The 19229-nt window shown below is 72.7% G+C and carries 17 protein-coding genes; 11 read left to right on the forward strand and 6 right to left on the reverse strand.

Features of this window, described 5'->3' with window-relative positions; translation table 11 throughout:
• The first annotated feature begins 30 nt into the window (after positions 1–30).
• From ABZX85_RS28605 to hemC, 7 genes are all read left to right on the forward strand, one after another.
• Complete coding sequence (locus tag ABZX85_RS28605) at positions 31–1071, forward strand: alcohol dehydrogenase catalytic domain-containing protein (protein ID WP_355874408.1); 1041 nt, start codon at positions 31–33, stop codon at positions 1069–1071.
• An 85-nt stretch (positions 1072–1156) separates the two neighbouring features.
• Positions 1157–2311 (forward strand): histidine kinase, encoded by a 1155-nt coding sequence (locus ABZX85_RS28610; RefSeq protein WP_355874410.1) that lies wholly within the window; start codon positions 1157–1159, stop codon positions 2309–2311.
• A gap of 163 nt (positions 2312–2474) precedes the next feature.
• Positions 2475–4655, forward strand: coding sequence for an MMPL family transporter (locus ABZX85_RS28615; RefSeq protein WP_355874413.1), 2181 nt, complete (start codon positions 2475–2477; stop codon positions 4653–4655).
• Positions 4652–5857, forward strand: coding sequence for a sensor histidine kinase (locus ABZX85_RS28620; RefSeq protein ID WP_355874415.1), 1206 nt, complete (start codon positions 4652–4654; stop codon positions 5855–5857). Before ABZX85_RS28615 ends, ABZX85_RS28620 begins: the two co-directional genes overlap by 4 nt.
• Positions 5854–6555, forward strand: a complete 702-nt coding sequence (locus tag ABZX85_RS28625; RefSeq protein ID WP_355874418.1) for a response regulator transcription factor — start codon at positions 5854–5856, stop codon at positions 6553–6555. The genes ABZX85_RS28620 and ABZX85_RS28625 overlap by 4 nt, the downstream gene beginning before the upstream one ends.
• 132 nt (positions 6556–6687) lie before the next feature.
• Positions 6688–7464 carry an NPP1 family protein gene (locus tag ABZX85_RS28630; RefSeq protein WP_355874421.1) on the forward strand — a complete coding sequence of 259 codons (777 nt, stop codon included), beginning with the start codon at positions 6688–6690 and terminating at the stop codon, positions 7462–7464.
• 103 nt (positions 7465–7567) lie between these two features.
• Positions 7568–8503 (forward strand): hydroxymethylbilane synthase, encoded by a 936-nt coding sequence (gene hemC, locus ABZX85_RS28635; protein WP_355874424.1) that lies wholly within the window; start codon positions 7568–7570, stop codon positions 8501–8503.
• A gap of 31 nt (positions 8504–8534) precedes the next feature.
• Here the strand turns inward: hemC and ABZX85_RS28640 are convergent, their stop codons facing one another.
• The 4 genes from ABZX85_RS28640 to ABZX85_RS28655 all read right to left on the reverse strand — a co-directional run bounded on the left by ABZX85_RS28640 (position 8535) and on the right by ABZX85_RS28655 (position 11336).
• On the reverse strand, positions 8535–9068 hold the full coding sequence (locus ABZX85_RS28640) for a hypothetical protein (RefSeq protein ID WP_355874426.1): 534 nt from the start codon (positions 9066–9068) through the stop codon (positions 8535–8537).
• Positions 9069–9245: 177 nt separating this feature from the next.
• Positions 9246–10088, reverse strand: a complete 843-nt coding sequence (locus ABZX85_RS28645) for an ABC transporter permease (protein ID WP_355874429.1) — start codon at positions 10086–10088, stop codon at positions 9246–9248.
• Entirely contained in the window at positions 10048–10866 is an 819-nt protein-coding gene (locus ABZX85_RS28650; protein WP_355874432.1) for an ATP-binding cassette domain-containing protein, read from the reverse strand. The genes ABZX85_RS28645 and ABZX85_RS28650 overlap by 41 nt, the downstream gene beginning before the upstream one ends.
• Positions 10863–11336, reverse strand: a complete 474-nt coding sequence (locus ABZX85_RS28655; RefSeq protein WP_355874435.1) for a MarR family transcriptional regulator — start codon at positions 11334–11336, stop codon at positions 10863–10865. Before ABZX85_RS28655 ends, ABZX85_RS28650 begins: the two co-directional genes overlap by 4 nt.
• A gap of 125 nt (positions 11337–11461) precedes the next feature.
• On the opposite strand from ABZX85_RS28655, the gene ABZX85_RS28660 reads away from it, so the two are divergent.
• Entirely contained in the window at positions 11462–12241 is a 780-nt protein-coding gene (locus tag ABZX85_RS28660) for a VOC family protein (protein ID WP_355874438.1), read from the forward strand.
• A 12-nt stretch (positions 12242–12253) separates the two neighbouring features.
• On the opposite strand, the gene ABZX85_RS28665 is transcribed toward ABZX85_RS28660, so the two are convergent.
• Complete coding sequence (locus tag ABZX85_RS28665; RefSeq protein WP_355874441.1) at positions 12254–12718, reverse strand: pep a2; 465 nt, start codon at positions 12716–12718, stop codon at positions 12254–12256.
• A 297-nt stretch (positions 12719–13015) separates the two neighbouring features.
• Between ABZX85_RS28665 and ABZX85_RS28670 the strand changes: the two genes are divergently transcribed.
• The gene (locus ABZX85_RS28670; RefSeq protein ID WP_355874444.1) at positions 13016–14920 is read left to right on the forward strand and encodes an AMP-binding protein; all 1905 of its coding nucleotides are present in this window, start codon (positions 13016–13018) and stop codon (positions 14918–14920) included.
• Between the two features lie 3 nt (positions 14921–14923).
• Here ABZX85_RS28670 and ABZX85_RS28675 read toward each other — a convergent pair whose 3' ends face one another.
• A complete protein-coding gene (locus ABZX85_RS28675; RefSeq protein WP_355874446.1) occupies positions 14924–15295 on the reverse strand; it encodes a PRC-barrel domain containing protein in 372 nt (123 codons plus the stop codon).
• Between the two features lie 242 nt (positions 15296–15537).
• Between ABZX85_RS28675 and ABZX85_RS28680 the strand changes: the two genes are divergently transcribed.
• Both ABZX85_RS28680 and ABZX85_RS28685 read left to right on the forward strand, forming a co-directional pair.
• Positions 15538–16899, forward strand: a complete 1362-nt coding sequence (locus tag ABZX85_RS28680; RefSeq protein WP_355874449.1) for an NAD(P)/FAD-dependent oxidoreductase — start codon at positions 15538–15540, stop codon at positions 16897–16899.
• A 75-nt stretch (positions 16900–16974) separates the two neighbouring features.
• The gene (locus tag ABZX85_RS28685) at positions 16975–19197 is read left to right on the forward strand and encodes an FUSC family protein (protein WP_355874452.1); all 2223 of its coding nucleotides are present in this window, start codon (positions 16975–16977) and stop codon (positions 19195–19197) included.
• Positions 19198–19229 lie beyond the last annotated feature (32 nt).

Genomic DNA, 19229 nt, shown 5'->3' on the forward strand with positions numbered 1-19229 from the left:
AACCCCCCTGAATCAGCGAAAGGCCCTGCGATGAGCACCATGAAGTCCGTCCGTACCGCCGGCGTGCACCAGGTCGAGACGGTGGACGTCGAACTCCCCGAGCCGGGTCCCAAGGACGCGCTCGTGAAGATCCGCGCCTGCGGCATCTGCGGCACCGACGTCACGTTCCTGCACATGGGCGGCATGCCGGCGCGGGCCCACCTCGGCGGCGACATGGTCCCCGTGGCCCTCGGCCACGAGCCGGCCGGCGAGGTCGTCCGGGTCGGCGCCGACGTCACCGACCTCAAGGCCGGCGACCGCGTCGTCGTCGACCCGCAGGCCGCCCCGACCGGCATCATCGGCTGCGGCGGCACGTTCGGCGGCATGAGCGAGTACCTGCTGATCGAGAACGCGGAGATCGGCAAAAGCGTCGCCGTCTTCCCCGACACGGTCCCCTTCCACGTCGCCGCCCTCAACGAGCCGATGGCGGTCGCCCGGCACGCGGTGAACCGCTCCGAGGCCGGCCCCGACGACAAGGTCGTCGTCTTCGGCGCGGGCCCCATCGGGCTCGGCGCCGCGATCTGGTTCAAGCTGCGCGGCGTCAAGCACGTCGTCGTCGCGGACGTCATCCCCTCCCGGCTGGAGAAGGCACTGGCCGTGGGCGCGGACGCCGTCATCAACTCCGCGGAGGAGGACGTCACCGCGCGCCTCACCGAACTGCACGGCCAGGCCGCCAACGCGCTCGGCCAGCCGCGGCCCGGCACGGACATCTACCTGGACGCGGCCGGCGCCCCCGCCGTGTTCAACACGGTCGTCGGCAACGCCAAGTGGCACGCCAAGCTCGTCATGGTCGCCGTCCAGAAGAAGGGCGAGATCGACCTCGGCGGCATGCTCCGCAGCGAGCTGACGCTCGTCCCGTCCCAGGGCTACCCGACCGAGATCTTCGAGGTGACACCCGAACTCGTCGAGCACCAGGACCGGTTCGCGAAGCTGATCAGCCACACGATCCCGTTCGCGGAGGCGGACCGCGCGTTCGAGCTGGCGCTCTCGCCGGGCGCCGCCGAGAAGATCGTCGTCACGCTGGACGACTGACCGCCGAACCGCGAGGGCGCGCGCACCCCCCATGCGCGCGGCCCCCGTACGTCCCCTCCCCGCCCCCGCTCCCCCAGGACCCCCCATGCTCGCGACCCTCCGTCAGGCCGCCCGGGCCTCGGCGCATCTCGCTCTCGCCGCGGTCGTGGCGTTCCTCTCGTACATCTTCATCACCGTCCTGCTCATCACGGCCGTCTGCGTCGTCGCGGTGATCGGGATCTGGATGCTGCCGGAGACCGTGCTGATCATCCGGCGGATCGCGGGCGCCAAGCGGGCGCTGACGACCCGTTGGACGGGCCGGCCGATCCCGGAGGCGTACCGGCCCGTCAAGGGCCCGCTGCCGGACCGCATCAAGATCGCCGTCCGTGATCCGGGCACCGGCAAGGACCTGCTGTGGATGGTCGCGCAGTACGCGTACGGCTGGCTGACGCTGCTGATGATCCCGCTGTGGCCGGCCGGCCTCGTGGTGGACGGCGTGTGGTGCGGACTGCTGCGACGGCGGGCCCTGGTCCTGCCGCTGATCACGAAGCTGGCGGACCTGGAGGCGAACTGGTCGACGACCCTGCTGCGGCCCTCCCCGGAGGCCCTGCTGGAGGCGCGGGTGGAGGAGCCGACGACGACCCGCGCCGACGCCGTCGCCGCGCACGGCGCCGAGCTGCGCCGGATCGAACGGGACCTGCACGACGGGGCACAGGCCCGCCTGGTCGCCCTGTCGATGCGGATCGGGCTGGCCCAGCGGGCGTACGAGGCGGACCCGGAGAGGGCGCGCAAGCTGCTGGACGACGCCCTCGGCCAGGCGGAGGAGGCGCTGTCGGAGCTGCGGCACGTGGTGCGCGGCATCCACCCGCCGATCCTCACGGACCGGGGTCTCGTGGGCGCCGTCCGGGCGCTCGCGGGCAGCAGCGGACTGACGGTCGACGTGCGCGCCGACGGCCTCGACGAGGACGGGGTGCGTCCGCCGGCGGCGGTGGAGGCGGCGGCCTACTTCGTGGTCGCCGAGGCCCTGACGAACGTCGCCAAGCACAGCGGCGCCGACCACGCCGAGGTGGGCCTGACGCGGACGAGGCGCGGCCTGCGCGTCGAGATCCGGGACGCCGGGAAGGGCGGCGCCGACGACCAGGCCGGTTCGGGACTCACCGGCATGCGGCGCAGGGTCGCGGCACTGGACGGCATGATCGCCGTCGACAGCCCGCCCGGCGGCCCGACGACGGTGACGGCGGACCTCCCGTGCGTGTGGTGACACGGCCGCACCCGGGCTCCCCTCGCCCTGCGGCATGACTCCCCGCCCCCGCGTACTGCGTTCTCAGTACGCCCGATTGTCGGCGGACGGACGACGACCCGAGGGGCCGCGTCCCGCGACTCTGAGGCTCCTGTCCGAAACCGTCCGGGGAGACGTCCGTTCCATGGCCGTACTGCTTTCACGACTGGGCCGCCTGGCCTTCCGGCGCCGCTGGCCCGTCATCCTGCTGTGGGTGGCGCTGCTGGCCGGCGCGGGTGCCGCCGCGGCCACCGCGCCCGCCGTCGAGGACCCGGGGACGTCGATGCCCGGCATCGAGTCCCAGAAGGCGTTCGACCTGATGGAACAGCGCTTCCCGGGCACGACGGCCGACACCGCGAACGCGCGCGTCGTGTTCGTCGCCCCGACCGGCGAGAAGGTCACCGCGCACAGGGCCGCGATCGAGCGGTTCGTCGACGAGGCCGGGGACGGCTCGCAGGTCTCGCAGGCCGTCGACCCGTTCACCTCGGGCGCGGTCAGCGAGGACGGCACGACCGCCTACGCGACGGTGTCGTTCGAGGCGAAGGCCGACCACCTCACCGACGCGAGCAAGGACCACCTGAAGGCGGCGATCGCGGAGGCGCGCGGCAGCGGCCTGACCGTCGAGACCGGCGGCACCGCGCTCGCCGAACAGCCCGGCGCGGGCGGCATCGGCGAGGTCATCGGCATCGGGATCGCCGCCCTCGTCCTGCTGATGACGTTCGGCTCGCTGGCCGCTTCCGGGCTGCCCCTGCTGACGGCGGTGGTCGGCGTCGGGATCGGCATGTCCGCGATCCTCGCCCTGTCGAGCACGTTCGAGCTGGCGGAGTCCACGGGCACGCTGGCGACGATGCTCGGGCTCGCGGTCGGCATCGACTACGCGATGTTCGTCGTCTCCCGCTACCGCGAGGAGCGCGCGAAGGGACGGCAGCCGCAGGACGCCGCCGGGACGGCCGTCGGCACCGCCGGTTCCGCGGTCGTCTTCGCGGGGCTCACGGTCGTCATAGCCCTGGCCGGGCTCTCGGTGGTGGGCATCCCGACGCTCACCAAGATGGGCCTGGCCGCCGCCGGCGCGGTCGTCGTGGCCGTGCTGATCTCGCTGACGCTGGTGCCCGCGCTGATCGGCTGCTGGCCGAACGCGGTCCTCTCCCGCCGGGCGCGGCGCAGCGGCCGGATCAAGGAGGGCGGGCCGAACAACGGCGGGTCCCGCTGGGCGCGGTTCGTGCTGCGCCGTCCGGTGACGGTCCTGCTGCTGAGCACGGTCGGCCTGGGCGCGCTCGCGGTGCCGGTGCTGGATCTCCAGCTCGGGATGCCGGGTGACGAGGTGAAGTCGACGGCGACGACCGAGCGGCGGGCCTACGACGACCTGGCGACGGCGTTCGGGCCCGGGTTCAACGGGCCGCTGATGATCGTGGTCGACGCGCGCGGGGCCCGGGACGCGAAGGGCGCGGCGAAGGAGATCTCCGAGCGGATCGGCGCCCACAAGGGGGTCGTGTCGGTGTCCCCGGCGCGGTTCAACGAGGCGGGCGACACGGCCGTGTTCACGGCGACGCCCTCGACGGGGCCGAGCGACGTGAGGACGCAGGACCTCGTCAACGCGATCCGTGACGACCGCCCGGGCATCGACGCGGCGACCGGGGCGACGTTCTCGGTGACCGGGACGACGGCCGTGAACATCGACGTCTCCGAGAAGGTGCAGTCCGCGCTGGTCCCGTATCTCGCGGTCGTCGTCGGGCTCGCGTTCGTGCTGCTGCTGGTGGTGTTCCGGTCGCTGCTGGTGCCGCTGAAGGCCGCGTTCGGGTTCCTGCTGTCGGTGCTGGCGGCGCTGGGCTCGGTGATCGCGGTGTTCCAGTGGGGCTGGGGCGCGGATCTGCTGGATCTTGAGGAGACCGGTCCGATCATGAACCTGATGCCGATCTTCCTGGTCGGGATCGTGTTCGGGCTCGCGATGGACTACGAGGTGTTCCTGGTCGCCCGGATGCGGGAGGCGTACGTGCACGGCGACCGGGCGCCCGACGCGATCGTCTCCGGGTTCCGGCACAGCGCGCGGGTCGTGGTGGCCGCTGCGCTGATCATGATCGCGGTGTTCGCCGGGTTCGTCACCGCCGACGAGTCGATGGTCAAGATGATCGGCTTCGGGCTCGCCGCCGCCGTGCTCCTCGACGCGTTCGTCGTACGGATGGCGTTCGTGCCGGCGGTTCTCGCGCTGCTCGGGCGGGCGGCCTGGTGGCTGCCGGGGTGGCTGGAGCGGCTGCTGCCGACGGTGGACGTCGAGGGCGAGGCCCTGAACCGGCCGGCCGCCGCGCCCGAGGAGCCCGTCCGCGTATGAGCACGCAGTGGCAGCGTTACGCGGGCGAGCACGCCCGGACCGTCGACACGATGTCGGCCGTCCTCCTGTTCGCCGCGTTCCTCTTCGGCAGCGAGATCACCATGCCGCGCGCCGAACAGCCGGACGAGACGCTGCCCACCCTCGCCTACGGAGCGGTGGCCTGCGTCGCCCTCCTCCTGTGGCAGCGCAGCCGCCCGCGGACGACGACGGCGCTCACCGCCGCCTGCGTCGCGGGCGGCAGCGCCCTGGGCCATCTCCTGACGCCGTTACTCCTGGCGCCCCTGATGCTCGCGCTGTACCGGCTGGCGACCCTGACCCGGCGCCGGACCGTCCGCCGGTACTACGCGGGTTCACTGGCGCTGGTCGTGCTGTCGGCGGTGCTCCTGGACCCGGTGCCGCACCCCTGGGCGATGAAGGTCGTCAGCCCGGCCGCGTGGCTCCTGCTGCCGGCCGTGCTGGGCAACGCCGTCCGGCTCAGCCGGGCGTATCTGACGGCCGTGCAGCAGCGGGCGGAGTTCGCGGAGCGCGGCCGGGAGGAGGAGGCCCGCCACCGGGTGACGGAGGAACGGGTACGGATCGCGCGCGAGCTGCACGACGTCGTCGCCCACCATCTCGCGCTGGCCAACGCCCAGGCGGGCACGGCGGCGCACCTCGCCCGTACGCACCCCCAGCAGGTGGCGGGCATCCTCACCGACCTGTCCGGTACGACGTCGTCGGCGCTGCGGGAGCTGAAGGCGACGGTGGGCCTGCTGCGGCAGGCCGGGGAGTCCGAGGCGCCGCTCGCCCCGGCGCCGGGCCTGGACCGGCTCGCGGAGCTGACGCGGGCCTGCGCGACGGCGGGCCTGGACGTCGAGGTGTCGACGGAGGGGGCGCCCCGGCCGCTGTCGCCGGGGGTGGACCTGACGGCGTACCGGATCGTGCAGGAGGCGCTGACGAACGTCGCCAAGCACGCCGGGACCCGGGCGGCGCGCGTCAGGCTGCGCTACGGCCGCGACCACGTCACCCTCACCGTCACCGACGACGGCACCGGCCCCGCCGCCGGGCCCGCCGCCCAGGGCTTCGGGCTGATCGGCATGCGGGAGCGCGCCCTGTCGATGGGCGGGGCGCTGCACGCCGGGCACCGGCCCGAGGGCGGCTTCGAGGTGACGACCCGGCTCCCGCTGTACCCCGCACCCACCCCACCCCAGGAACGGACCCCATGACCATCCGCGTGCTCCTCGCCGACGACCAGGCCCTGCTGCGGGCCACCTTCCGCATCCTCGTCGCCTCCTGCCCCGACATGGAGGTGGTCGGCGAGGCCACCGACGGCTTCGAGGCGGAGCGGCTCGCCCGGGAACTGCGGCCCGACGTGGTCCTGATGGACATCCGGATGCCGGGCGCCGACGGCCTCGCCGCGACGACCGCGATCTGCGCGGACCCGGCGCTCGCGGAGACGAGGGTGCTGATCCTGACGACGTTCGAGATCGACGAGTACGTCGCACAGGCCCTCAGAGCCGGCGCGAGCGGCTTCCTCGGCAAGGACGTCACCGCCGACGACCTCCTCGACGGCATCCGCACGGTCGCCTCGGGAGAGCGGCTGCTGTCGCCGCTGGCCACCCGGGTCCTCATCACCCGGTTCCTGTCCTCCCCCACCGAGGCGTCCCGCCTCGCGACCCCCGAGACGCTGAACGGGCTGACCGCGCGCGAACGGGAGGTGATGGCGTGGGTGGCGGAGGGCCACTCCAACGAGGAGATAGCGGAGCGCCTGTTCGTCAGCCCGCTGACCGTGCGCACCCACGTCCACCGGGCGATGACGAAGCTCGGCGCCCGGGACCGGGCCCAGCTCGTCGTCATGGCCTACCAGTCGGGTCTGGTGCTGCCGCCGCCCCCGGAAGCGGAATTCCGGACACACCGGCTCTGACCGGTCCTCAACAGGCCAGTATTGGCCGGTACTTCACCTCTGAGACGTGCGCGACCCCTTGGCCGGGGCGGGAAAAGCGGGGAAGCTGAGCTGCCCCCCGCGCACCCCCTCTCCCCCCATCCGGAGGACGCCTTGTCGTCACCCAAGTCCACGCCGGCCCGTCGCAGATGGCTCACCGTGTCGGCGCTCGCCGGCGCGCTCGTGCTCGCCGTCCCGACGGCCGCGTACGCCGCTCCGCCGACGGCCCTGCCGCAGAACGCGGAGGCCGCCGAGCTGACGTACCTGCCGGCGTTCGACTACGACACCGACGGCTGCTACTCGACCCCCGCGATCGGCCCCGACGGGACGATCAACGGCGGTCTGAAGCCGACGGGTTCGCTCAGCGGCGACTGCCACGACGCGTCGGACCTCGACAACACCAACAGCTACTCGCGCTACAAGTGCAACAACGGCTGGTGCGCGTACATGTACGGCCTGTACTTCGAGAAGGACCAGGCCCTCGCGAACAGCAGCATCGGCGGGCACCGGCACGACTGGGAGCACGTCGTGATCTGGGTGCAGAACGGCGCGGTGCAGTACGTGTCGACGTCCAACCACGGGTCGTTCACGGTGAGCGCGGCGTCGGCGGTGCGGTTCGACGGGACGCATGCGAAGGTCGTCTACCACAAGGACGGCATCAGCACGCACTGCTTCCGGCTGGCGAACACGAACGACGAGCCGCCGGAGAACGACAAGCACACCTGGCAGTACCCGCCGCTGGTCGGCTGGAACGGGTACCCGGCGGGGCTGCGGGACAAGTTGAGCGCGTACGACTTCGGGAGCGCGAACTTCGGTCTGAAGGACGCGAACTTCGTGGACCACCTCACGAAGGCGAAGCCGTCGGGCATCTCGTTCGATCCCGCCGCGTGAGCTGAGCCCGTCTCTCGGCGATCCCTCGAATCCGGGTCCGGCCGGGTTCGAGGGAGCGCCCGCGGTGTCCGTGGGACGGCCGGGAGGGTCTATCGTGTCTCACATGTCGGTACCCGAACTGATCCGTATCGTCTCCCGTGACTCGCCGATGGCGCTGGCCCAGGTGGAGCGGGTGCGCGCCGAGTTGGGCGCACTGCATCCCGGGGTGCGCACCGAGGTCGTGCCGGTGAAGACGACCGGTGACAAGTGGATGGGCGACCTGTCCCAGGTCGAGGGCAAGGGCGCGTTCACCAAAGAGGTCGACGCGGCGCTGCTGGCCGGGGAGGCGGATCTCGCCGTCCACTGCGTGAAGGACGTGCCCGCGGACCGTCCGCTGCCCGCCGGGACGGTGTTCGCGGCGTTCCTCAAGCGGGACGACGTCCGGGACGCGCTGATCCACCCCGGGGGTCTCACCCTGGACGAGCTGCCGGACGGCACCCGGATCGGTACGTCCTCGGTCCGCCGGATCGCTCAACTGGCGGCGACGCATCCGCAGTTGGAGTGCGTGCCGTTCCGCGGCAACGCGAACCGGCGCCTGGAGAAGCTGGCCGCCGGTGAGGCGGACGCGCTGCTGCTGGCCGTGTCGGGGCTGGAGCGCATCGGCCGTACGGACGTGATCAGCGAGGTCCTCTCGCCCGAGGCGATGATGCCGCCCATCGGCGCGGGCATCCTGGCCCTCCAGTGCCGTGAGGGCGACACGGATTTGATCGACGCGGTGAGCGGTCTGGGCGACCCCGCGACGCATCGTGAGGCGACCGCCGAGCGCATGTTCCTGCACGTCCTCCAGGGGCACTGCAACAGCCCCATCGCCGGCTACGCCCAGGTCGACCGCACCGGCGAACTCTCCCTGCGCGCCTGCGTCTTCACCCCCGACGGCAAGACCCGCCTCAACGCCCACGAGTGGGCGGGCCCGCTGGACCCGGCGACCCTGGGCACGTCGGTGGCGGTGGCCCTCCTGCGCCAGGGGGCGCGCGAGCTGATCGACGGCATCCCCCACTGACCCCTCCGGGCCGGCGGCCGACGCGGGCGCCTCAGGACGTCCCGTCGCCCGCCTCGGTCTGGTCCCGGAGATAGTTGCTCACCTGGCGGGACAGCTCCTCCCCGACGCGTCCCGCGCAGGGAGCCGCGCCCACCTTCTCCTCGCAGAGGTCCAACCCGCCCGTCCACAAACGGCGTTCGGTCCACTCGTCGTCCACGCGGAGCTGGACCTGGACGTCGATGCGGTCGAGGGTGGCCTCGGGGCCGGCGGCGTGCAGGACTGCGGTGACGCGGCGCAGGGGGTAGACGTCGAAGCCCTCGACGAACTGGGAGTTGCGCCAGTCGACGAAGGCGCTCTCGCCGTCGGGCCCGATCCGGACGTCGATCTGGCCGTCCTCCAGGTGCACGCAGTACTTCGCCTCACCCCGGTTCTCGACGACGACCCGCAGCCTGAAGTACGTGAGCCCCTCGGCGGCGTCGTCGCGGCCCCGTGGCGGCTCCGCGCGCTCCAGCCGGTTCACGCGCAGACGCAGACCGGAGTACGCCTCGTACTCCTGCCAGTCTCCGACCACGTTCGGCTCGTACACGGCCCACCTCCCGACGTCCACCGGCTGAGTCCTATCCGTGGCCCGAGTGCACTGTCAAATGAGCGGAATGCGCCGTGGCCTGGGCCATCGTCCCTTTTGATCGGCGATCAAGCCGTGCCCAGCAGAAATATCTGAAACACCGAGGTGACGCCTTGTGCAAACGTGCCGCACATCACGTCACCGGGCGAGCCTGCCGAGCAGCGCGGAGGAGGCGGCGACACCGAGCGCGGCGGCGAGCGCGAGCACCCCGAAGTCGACGGCGAGATGGGCCGGCGTACCGATCAGGAGACCGCGCAGGGCGTTCACTTCGTAGCTGAGGGGGTTGAACGCGCTGACGGCCTGGAGCCAGCCGGGCATGACGGAGACGGGGTAGAGCGCGTTGGAGCCGAAGAACAGCGGCATGGTGATCGCCTGCCCGATCCCCATCAGCCGGTCGCGGCTCAGGACGATCCCGGCGATGGTCATGGACAGGCAGGAGAAGAACGCCGACCCGAGGACGACGACCGCGAGCACCCCGAGCAGCTTGAGCGGGTTCCAGGTGAGCGCGACCCCGAGGAGGGCCGCGATGACGATGACGACGACGGCCTGGATCACCGACTTCACGCCGGCGGCGAACGCCTTGCCGGTGATGAGGGCGGCGCGCGGGGTCGGCGTGACGAGGAGCTTGTTGAGGACGCCCGCGTCCCGCTCCCAGATGATCTGGATGCCGTAGAAGATCGCGATGAACATGGCGGACTGGGCGATGATGCCGGGCGCGAGGTAGTCGACGTAGGGGATGCCGCCGGTGGGGATCGCCCGGATGCGGGTGAAGGTCTGGCCGAAGATCAGCAGCCAGAGGGCCGGTTGGACGGCGCGCGTGTACAGCTCGGTCCGGTCGTGCCGGAGTTTCTGGAGCTCGACGACGCACATCGCGCCGACCCGGGCGGGGACCAGCCGCCAGCCGGCGCGCGGCGCGGGCGGTTTGACGAGGAGGGATATGTCAGCCGACACGCTGAGCGGTGCGGCGGGTGCTTCGGACATCGCGGAAGTCTCCTGAGTTCTCGTCGAGGGAGCCGCCGGCGACGTCGCGGAAGACGTCCTCCAACGTGGGCAGCGTCTCGGTGCCCCGCCGGGCGGCGAGGCCCTCGCGCAGTTCCTCGGGGGTACCGAGCGCCCGCACCCGGCCGTGGTGCATCAGGCCGACGCGGTCGCAGTAGTGGTCGGCCTCGTCCATGTAGTGGGTGGTGACGAGGACGGTCATGCCGGTGGCCTCGCGGACGGCGCCGATGTGCTCCCAGACGCCGGTGCGGGCGATGGGGTCGAGGCCGATGGTGGGTTCGTCGAGGATGAGCAGCCGGGGCGCGCTGACGAGCGCCTGGGCGAGTTCGAGCCGCCTCACCATGCCGCCGGAGTAGGTCCCGGCGAGCCGGTCGGCGGCGTCGGTGAGGCCGACGGCGGCGAGGGCCTGGCCGACGCGCTCGGCGCGTTCGCGGCGGGGTACGTCGAAGACGCGGGCGAACAGGGAGACGTTCTCGCGTCCGGTGAGCCCGGCGTCGGCGGAGAGCTGCTGGGGGACGTAGCCGAGGAGGCGGCGCACGGCCATGCGGTCGCCGGCGGCGTCGTGCCCGAAGACGGAGACCATGCCGGCGGGGACCGGCAGCAGGGTGGTGAGGCAGCGGATGGCGGTGGTCTTGCCGGCGCCGTTGGGTCCGAGGAGGCCGAAGACCTCGCCCTCGGCGACGGTGAGGTCGAGGCCGTCGACGGCCCGGGTGTCCCCGAAGGCGTAGGCGAGGCCGGTGCAGGTGACGGCGTCGGTCATGAGGGGTCCTCCTCCTGGGGCACTTCCGGTTCCTGCTGGAGCTGTACGGCGAGGGTCCGCAGCGCCGGCAGCGCCGCTCTCAGCGCTTCCCGGTCGGCCGCGTCGAGGCGGGCGACCTGCCGTTCGACGAGCAGGGCGCGGCGGGCCCGCCAGTCCCGCAGCCGGACCTCGGCGGCCTCCGTGAGCCGGAGGCGGGCGGCGCGCCGGTCGGCGGGGTCGGTCTCGCGGATCAGATAGCCCTCCTTCACGAGCCGGTTCACGAGGGTCGAGACGGAATTGCCCGCGAGCATCAGCTCCTTGGCGGCCTCGGAGACGCCGATGCCGGGCCGGGTGCCGACCAGGCGCAGCAGTTCGGCCTCGCCGCCGCGCAGCCGGGGCACGGTGAGTCCGGCGCGCAGCCGGCGGCGCAGGAGCCGCTGGACCCCGACGATCGCGTCGGCGAGTTCCTGCGGAAACGTCTCGTCGTCCATACGACCAGATTATCTCTTTAGCAGAGGTAACAGCCTCAAGGGTGAGTCAAGAGGCGGTCGGCACTCTGTCCGGCCGACACTGGTCACGATCACGCCGGACGCAACAGAGCAGGACGCGAGCGCCCATGAACAACCGCCCCGAAGTCGTCACCACCCGCTCCGTGTTCGGAGCCCCCTGCTGGGTCAGCCTCACCACCCGCGACCTGGCGGCCACCCAAGAGTTCTACGGGGCCGTCTTCGGCTGGCAGTGGCGCCAGGGCTCCCTGGGCGACCACTTCCGGGTGGCGTCGGCGGACGGCGTCCCGGTGGCCGGGATCGCGGGTGTGGCGGCGATGTGGCAGATGGCGGTGGCGTGGACGCCGTACTTCGCGGTGATCGGCGCGGACGAGGCGGTGGGCCGGGTGCGGGAGCGCGGGGGCACGGTCGCGGTGGGGCCGGTCGCGCTGCCGCCGGGTCGGGCGGCGCTGCTGGCGGACCGGGACGGGGCCGCGTTCGGCATCTGGGAGGGCGCGCTGTTCGGCGACTGGGACCTGTGGCGCCGCGCGGCCCCGGCCCTGGTCCGCCTCCACACCCGGGACGCCTTCGCGTCGGCGATCTTCTACGGCGAGGTGCTGGACTGGGCATCGGACCTGCCGGGGAGCTGCGAGGTCCACTATGAGGACGGCGAGGTCGTCCTGCGCAGCCGGGGCGCGGTGGTCGCCCGGATCGGGTCCGGCGCGCTGGAGGCGGCCCCCGATCCGACGGTACGGCCGCACTGGCAGGTCCACTTCACCGTCCCGGACGTCGCCGCGTGCGCGCGGGCGGCGGAGGTGCACGGCGGGAGCGTGCTGACGAAGTCGGCGCGGGAGGTGGTGCTGCGGGACCCGGAGGGGGCGCAGTTCACGGTGGCGGAGCGCGGGGACTGAGGGCCGGGGGTCTCACACGGCGGCCGGGAGGGCCCTCGGCAGGTCGAGGCTGGTGCGCAGGCTCGGGACCGGTGCGACGGGGATCAGGAGGGCGCGGCGGCCGGTGCGGGCGCGCTGGGTGAACCAGATGACCTTGGCGCCGCCCGCCGTGGCGCAGCAGCCCCAGCCGTCGCTGGTGGCGGCGAGGCGGGTGAGGCAGGCGCGCAGGTCGTGGTCGGGGCGCAGGTCGGGGTCGTGCTCGGCGACGGCGGTGATGAGGTGGTGGCCGTTCCACCACATCTCGATCGCCGCGCGTTTGTCGACGGCGTGCCGGTCGATGGCGTTGAGGAGCAGCTCGGCGCCCTCCCCGACGGGGTCCACCAGCGTCTCCAGGCCCCAGTGCCGCAGGTGTGCGGCGAGGATGCGCCGGACCTGTCCGGCCCGTTCGGGGCTGACGTCGACGTCGAGGTGGTAGGTGCAGGGAGCGGCGGTCTTCATCGTCGTTGGCTCCTCACCGAGTCAGCTCCACGGAGCGTGACTGCCGTTCGCTTCCGCGTCACTTCCACGGTGGGGGTGTTGCTCCATTCGTGCAACACGAGCACCTCGCGTACCCGTGATCGGTGTGCTTATGCCAGATGAAAAGACCTGGTGGAAAAAGTGCTCCCGATGTCGCCGATCGGTGCTTCTTACTTGCGCGTTCGTGGTCACAAGGGCCTGTGGCTGGGCTAGATTCGAGCACCCCGGTGACCGTTCCGGCCTGGGCCTTCACTCCCCGTACCTGTCAGGAGCCAGCGCATGCGCGACGTCGCGGTCGCTCCCCCAGCCGCCGTCTCCCCCCTGACCGGAGGGCTCGCCGACAGTGTCTTCGACGCCGCCCAGCGCACCCCCGACCGGCCGGTGCTGGCGCGGCGTTCGGCGGTGGACCCCGGGGCGTGGACCGAGGTGAGCGCGGCGGCGCTGCGGGACGAGGTGGTGGCGCTGGCGCGGGGTTTCGTCGCGTCGGGGATCTCGCCGGGGCACCGGGTCGCGGTGATGGCGCGCACCCGCTACGAGTGGACGGTCATCAGCTACGCGCTGTGGACGGTGGGCGCGGAGATCGTGCCGGTGTACCCGACGTCGTCGCGGGACCAGGTGGAGTGGATTCTGCGGGACTCCGGGTGTGTCGGGGTGGTCGTGGAGGACGAGGCGACCGTGATGACGGTGGGCTCGGTGTGCGCGGGGCTCGACTGGCTGCGCCACGTCTGGCAGTTGGATGCGGGCGCGCTCGAACAGCTCGTCGCGATGGGCGAGTCGGTGCCGGTGACGACGGTGGAGTCGCTGCGCCGGATCGTGTTCCCCGACTCGACCGCCGCGATCGTGTACACCTCCGGGACCTCGGGCCGCCCGCTGGGCTGCGCGCTCAGCCACCAGGGGCTGGCGAGCCCCTGCGACACGCTGCTGGCCGGGTGGGGGCACACGGTCGCGCCGCCCGGACAGCGGCCGGCGGTCCTCGCGTTCCTGCCGTTCTCGCACGTCTACGGGCTGATGATCCAGGGGCTGTGCGTGCGCGGCGGCATCCTGATGGGGCACGAGCCGGACATGAGCGAGGCGGCGCTGACGGCGGCGCTGCGCACGTTCCGGCCGACGTACCTGTACGCGGTGCCGTCGGTGTTCGAGAAGATCTACAAGGGGTTCCTGCTGGCCGCCCAGCAGAACGGGCGCGGGGGGCTGTTCGAGCGGGCGGCGCAGACGGCGCGGGAGTTCGCGGCGTCCGTGGAGCGCCAGCGCCTCGGCCGGGGTTCGGGTCCCGGTCTCGATCTGCGGATGCAGCACGCCGTCTTCGAGCGGACCGTCTACCGAAGACTGCGCGGCGCGCTGGGCGGGCGGGTCCGGCGCGCGACCTCGGGCGGCTCGACCCTCCACCGGGACCTGTCGCTGTTCTACGAGGGCATCGGCATCTACGTCCACGACGGCTACGGCCTCACCGAGACCGGCGGCGGGATCACCATGCAGCCGCTGGGCCGCGAGAAGTCCGGCACGGTGGGCCGGGCGCTGCCGGGCACGGACATCCGGGTCGCCGACGACGGGGAGATCCTGGTGAACGGCCCCTCGGTGTTCCAGGGGTACGTGGGCGACGAGGCGGCGACCCGTTCGGCGCTGCACGGCGGCTGGCTGGCCACGGGCGACCTGGGCCATCTCGACGCGGACGGCTATCTGACGATCACCGGCCGCAAGAAGGACGTCATCGTCACGACCAGCGGCAAGAGCGTCTCGCCGACGCTCCTCGAACAGCGGCTGCGCGTGCACCCGTTGGTCCACCAGGCGGTCGTCGTCGGCGACAACCGGCCCTGTGTCGGCGCGCTGATCACGCTCGACCCCGACTTCCTGGCGCACTGGCGGGCCCGGCTCGCGCTCCAGGGCGATGTGCCGAGCCGGGAGGCGCGGGAGGAGAACGCCCTGCGCGAGGAGATCGGCCGGGCGGTCGCCGCCGCGAACAGCGCCGTCTCCCGCTCGGAGTCGATCCGGGTGTTCCGTATCCTGCCGCGCGCCTTCGACCAGGCGGGCGGGCTGCTGACGCCGTCGATGAAGCTGCGCCGGGACTCGATCGTGGCGCACTGGGCGGCGGAGATCGAGGCGATGTACCAGGCCCGTGCCCCGATCCCCCGCCACAGCCCGCCGGAGATCCTCAGCTGGGACGACAGCGACGACGTGTTCCGCTGAGCCTCAGGCGGGTGCGGTGCCGCGTGCGGTGAGGCGCAGGTAGTAGGCGCCGACGGTGGCGAGGTAGCCGGGGTCGCGGGTCTCGCTGTCGGTGCGGAAGCGCGGCGCGGCCTTCACCTCCTCGCGGGTGCAGGTCAGCAGGACGCGCCGGCCGCTGTCGTCGACACCCGCGACGGTGCCCGCCGGGACGACCGCGCTGCGGCCGAAGACCCATACGCCGGTCTCGACGACGAGATGGCTCAGGCCCTGGGGTGCGGCCTCGCGTTCGACGCGGCCGACGGTGCCGTCCGTGGCGACGACGGTGTAGCCGGTCAGTCCCTGCCCCTCGGTGCGGCCGGACTCCGGCGCGTACGTCCAGATTCTCTCGCTGGTCAACACGGCTCCCTCCCTTTCACCCCGTGGACGGCCGCCCGCCGCCGTCCGTACAGCTACCCCCATACCCGCCCGAAGGCGTGGTGACGCCGCATACCCGCGTGCCGTACGGCACGCATGGAACCGTGTGACGGGGGTATGGCCATGTGACTATCGGGTCGGGGTCGTCAACATGCCTCTCCCGGCTGGCGCGAGCGCTCCCGGCACGGTGGGATCGGTGTGGTGCCGTAGAAAGGGAGGTCGACGTGGATCGACCCAGAATCCTGGTGGTGGGCGCGGGTTTCGCGGGCGTGGGCTGCGTCCGCAGACTGGAGCGGGGGCTCTCCCCGGGCGAGGCGGACATCACGCTGGTGACGCCGTTCGCCTACCAGCTGTACCTGCCGCTGCTGCCGCAGGTCGCGTCGGGTGTGCTGACCCCCCAGTCGATCGCGGTGTCGCTGCGCCGCAGCAGCAAGTACCGGACCCGGATCATCCCGGGCGGCGCGATCGGCGTGGACCTCAAGTCGAAGGTGTGCGTGGTCCGCACGATCACCGGCGACCTCGTCAACGAGCCGTACGACTACCTCGTCCTCGCCCCCGGCAGCGTGACCCGCACGTTCGACATCCCGGGCCTCACCGACCACGCGATCGGCATGAAGACGCTCGCCGAGGCCGCGTACGTCCGTGACCACGTGATCTCGCAGCTCGATCTCGCGGACGCCAGCGACGATCCCGCCGAGCGGGCCTCCCGGCTCCAGTTCGTGGTCGTCGGCGGCGGGTACGCCGGTACGGAGACGGCGGCCTGTCTGCAACTCCTGACCCGTAACGCGGTCAAGCGGTATCCGCGGCTGGACCCGAAGCTCATCAAGTGGCATCTCATCGACATCGCCCCGAAGCTGATGCCGGAGCTGGGCGACAAGCTGGGGGCGAGCGCGCAGGAGGTGCTGCGCAAGCGGGGCGTGGAGATCTCGCTCGGGGTGTCCATCGCGAAGGCCGGTGCCGAGGAGGTCACCTTCACGGACGGCCGGGTGATCCCGACGCGCACACTGATCTGGACGGCCGGGGTCGCCGCGAGCCCCCTCATCGGGACGCTGGGCGCGGAGACGGTCCGGGGGCGGCTCGCCGTGACGCCGGAGATGTCGGTGCCGGGGCAGGACGGGGTGTTCGCCCTCGGTGACGCGGCGGCCGTGCCGGACCTCGCCAAGGGGGAGGCGGACGCGGTCTGCCCGCCGACGGCCCAGCACGCGATGCGGCAGGGGAAGGTCGTCGCGGACAACGTCATCGCGACGCTGCGGGGGCGGCCAGCGAAGCCGTACCGGCACAAGGACCTCGGGCTGGTCGTCGACCTCGGGGGGACGGACGCGGTGTCCAAGCCGATGGGCGTGGAGCTGCGGGGGGTGCCCGCGCAGGCGGTGGCGCGCGGCTACCACTGGTCGGCGCTGCGCACGAACGTCGCGAAGGTGCGGGTGCTGACGAACTGGACGCTCAACGCGCTCGCCGGGGACGATTTCGTCCGTACCGGCTTCCAGTACGGCAGGCCGGCGCGGATGAGGGACTTCGAGTACACGGACACGTATCTGACGCCGGAGCAGGTGGCGGAACAGGTGAAGGGGGCGGGGAAGGACTGAGCCGGGGGACGGGGCGGGTGCTTCCGCGGACCCGCCCCGTCCCGCCCGGCTGCGGCCCCGCATAAAGTACGCGGCGTGAACACAGTGGTCAGGCGGGTGTGGGACAGGGTGTCGGCGTCGGACCCGGGGCTGCTCAGGCTGGCGGCGGGGCTGCGGACGACGGGGGCGATCGCCCTCACCCTCGCGGTGCTGGCACCGTTCGGGGTGAGCGTGTCGCATCTCGTCGCGGGCGCCATCACGGCGATGGTCGCGACGTTCGCGATCCAGGAGAAGCGGCGCGGCCCGCAGGCGGTGACGCTGGCCCTCGGGCTGCCGGTGGCCGCCGCGTCGGTGGCGCTGGCGACGCTGCTGCACTCCCTGGTCGTCGTCGGGGACGTGTTCTTCGTGGTGCTGATCTTCGGCGCGGTGTACGGGCGGCGGTTCGGCGACCGGGGGCACGCGCTCGGGATGATCGCGTTCCAGACGCACTTCGTGGCGCTGTTCGTGGAGGTGCGGGCCGGGAACCTGCCCGGGTTCCTCGGGACGGTCGCCGTGGCGTTCGCGTGCAGCGCGGTCGCGCGGTTCGCGCTGGTCCCGCAGACGTCCGCCGGGACCTTCCAGCGGCTGCGCAGGGCGTTCCGCGCGCGGCTCGCGCAGCTCCTGGACGCGCAGCTGGAGCTGCTGGACGCCGGTCCCGAGGACGTCGAGCGGGCGCTGGGGCATCTGCGTGAGCGCACCGCGCGGCTGCACGAGACGGCGCTGATGATCCAGGGCCGGCTGGAGGAGGGCACCCCGGACGCGGCGTCCGCGCGGCTGGTGCAGCGGCGGGTCGCGGACGCGGAGATCACCGCCGAGCGCCTCGGCCTGCTCCTGCTGACGGCCCGCAGCGCGGAGCGCGCCGACACCCTCACCCTGCACCTCCCCGGCTTCCCCGTCCCCGAGGCCGGCCGGCATCTCGTGCGGGACGCGTCGCGTGACACCGTGCGCCGGGACCTGTCGGCGCTGCGCCTGCTGGTGCGCGACCCCGAGGCGGCCGGGGCCTCGCGGGCGCATCTGCGCAACCGCCTCCTCGGCTACCGGGACGAGGAGAACCTCCCGGACGGGCCGCCGGCCGTGCAGGACGTCTTCCGGGGCATCGGGGAGGCGGCGCGCGCGGTGCTGGGGCTGCGGATCGTGCTGGACGGCCCGCAGGACGACGCCGACGACACCGCCGAGACCGCGCGTTCCCGGGAGGAGCTGGACGCGGAGGACGCGGCGCTGGAGGCCGAGGAGGAGCCTGAGGCGACGGGGCTCGCGCGGCCGACGACCCGGGCGGCGGTGCAGGTGGCCGTGGGGTCGTCGCTGGCGATCGTGGGCGGCGAGTTCCTGTCCTCGCAGCGCTGGTACTGGGCGGTGCTGACGTGCTGGATCGTGTTCATCAACACCGCGTCGACCGGGGAGATCCTCGTCAAGGGCTACCGCCGGCTGCTGGGGACCGTCCTCGGGGTGGTCGCCGGGCTGGGGCTGGCGGGCCTGGTCGGGCAGCACACGTGGACGGCGTTCGCGCTGGTCCTGCTCTGCGTGTTCGCGATGTTCTACACGGCTCCCCTGTCGTACACGCTGATGTCGTTCTTCGTGACGGCCGCGCTGGGCGTCCTGTACACGCTGCTGCACACCTACAGCCTGTCGGTGCTGGTGCTGCGCGTCGAGGAGACGGCGCTCGGGGCGGCCTGCGGGGTGATCGCGGCGGCGCTGGTGCTGCCGGTGCACACGGACCGGCGTACGGACGAACTCCTCGAAGCGGCCCTGGAGCGGCTCGCGGACGTCACCTCGGGGGCGCTGGACCAGCTCAGCGGGGCGGCGGCGGAGGATCTGCTGGAGCGGGCGCGGGACCTGGACCAGGCGCTCGCGGATCTGCTGGCGGCGACGCAGCCGCTCACCCATCCGGTGTCGCCGCTGCGTGGCCGCAAGGACACGGCGCGGTACGTGGTGGCGCTGCTGGAGACCTGCGCGTACCACGCGCGCTCGCTCGCAGCGACGGCCGAGCTGCTGCCGACGCATCCGTCGATCGCGGCCGATCCCCGGCTGCGCGGGGCGGGCGAGCGGATCGTGGCGAACATCGGGGCGGTCGCGGCGCACGTGCGGGACGAGCCGGCGGCCGTGCGCACCGGGGCGAGCATCGCGTCGCTGCTGCGGCCCGGCCGGTACGGGACGCCCCGGTACGGGCGGGTCACGGACCGGGTGCTGCGGCATCTCCAGCGGCTCGACGAGGCGGTCGTGGGGCTCGCGCGTCCGCTGGGGGTGCCGGTGAAGGCGGAGTCGGGTGATGTGGCGGCCTAGCGGAGCCTGTGAACTTCCTTTGGAATCAGCCC

It is taken from the genome of Streptomyces sp. NPDC004539, from assembly GCF_040610055.1.
Lineage (GTDB): Bacteria > Actinomycetota > Actinomycetes > Streptomycetales > Streptomycetaceae > Streptomyces.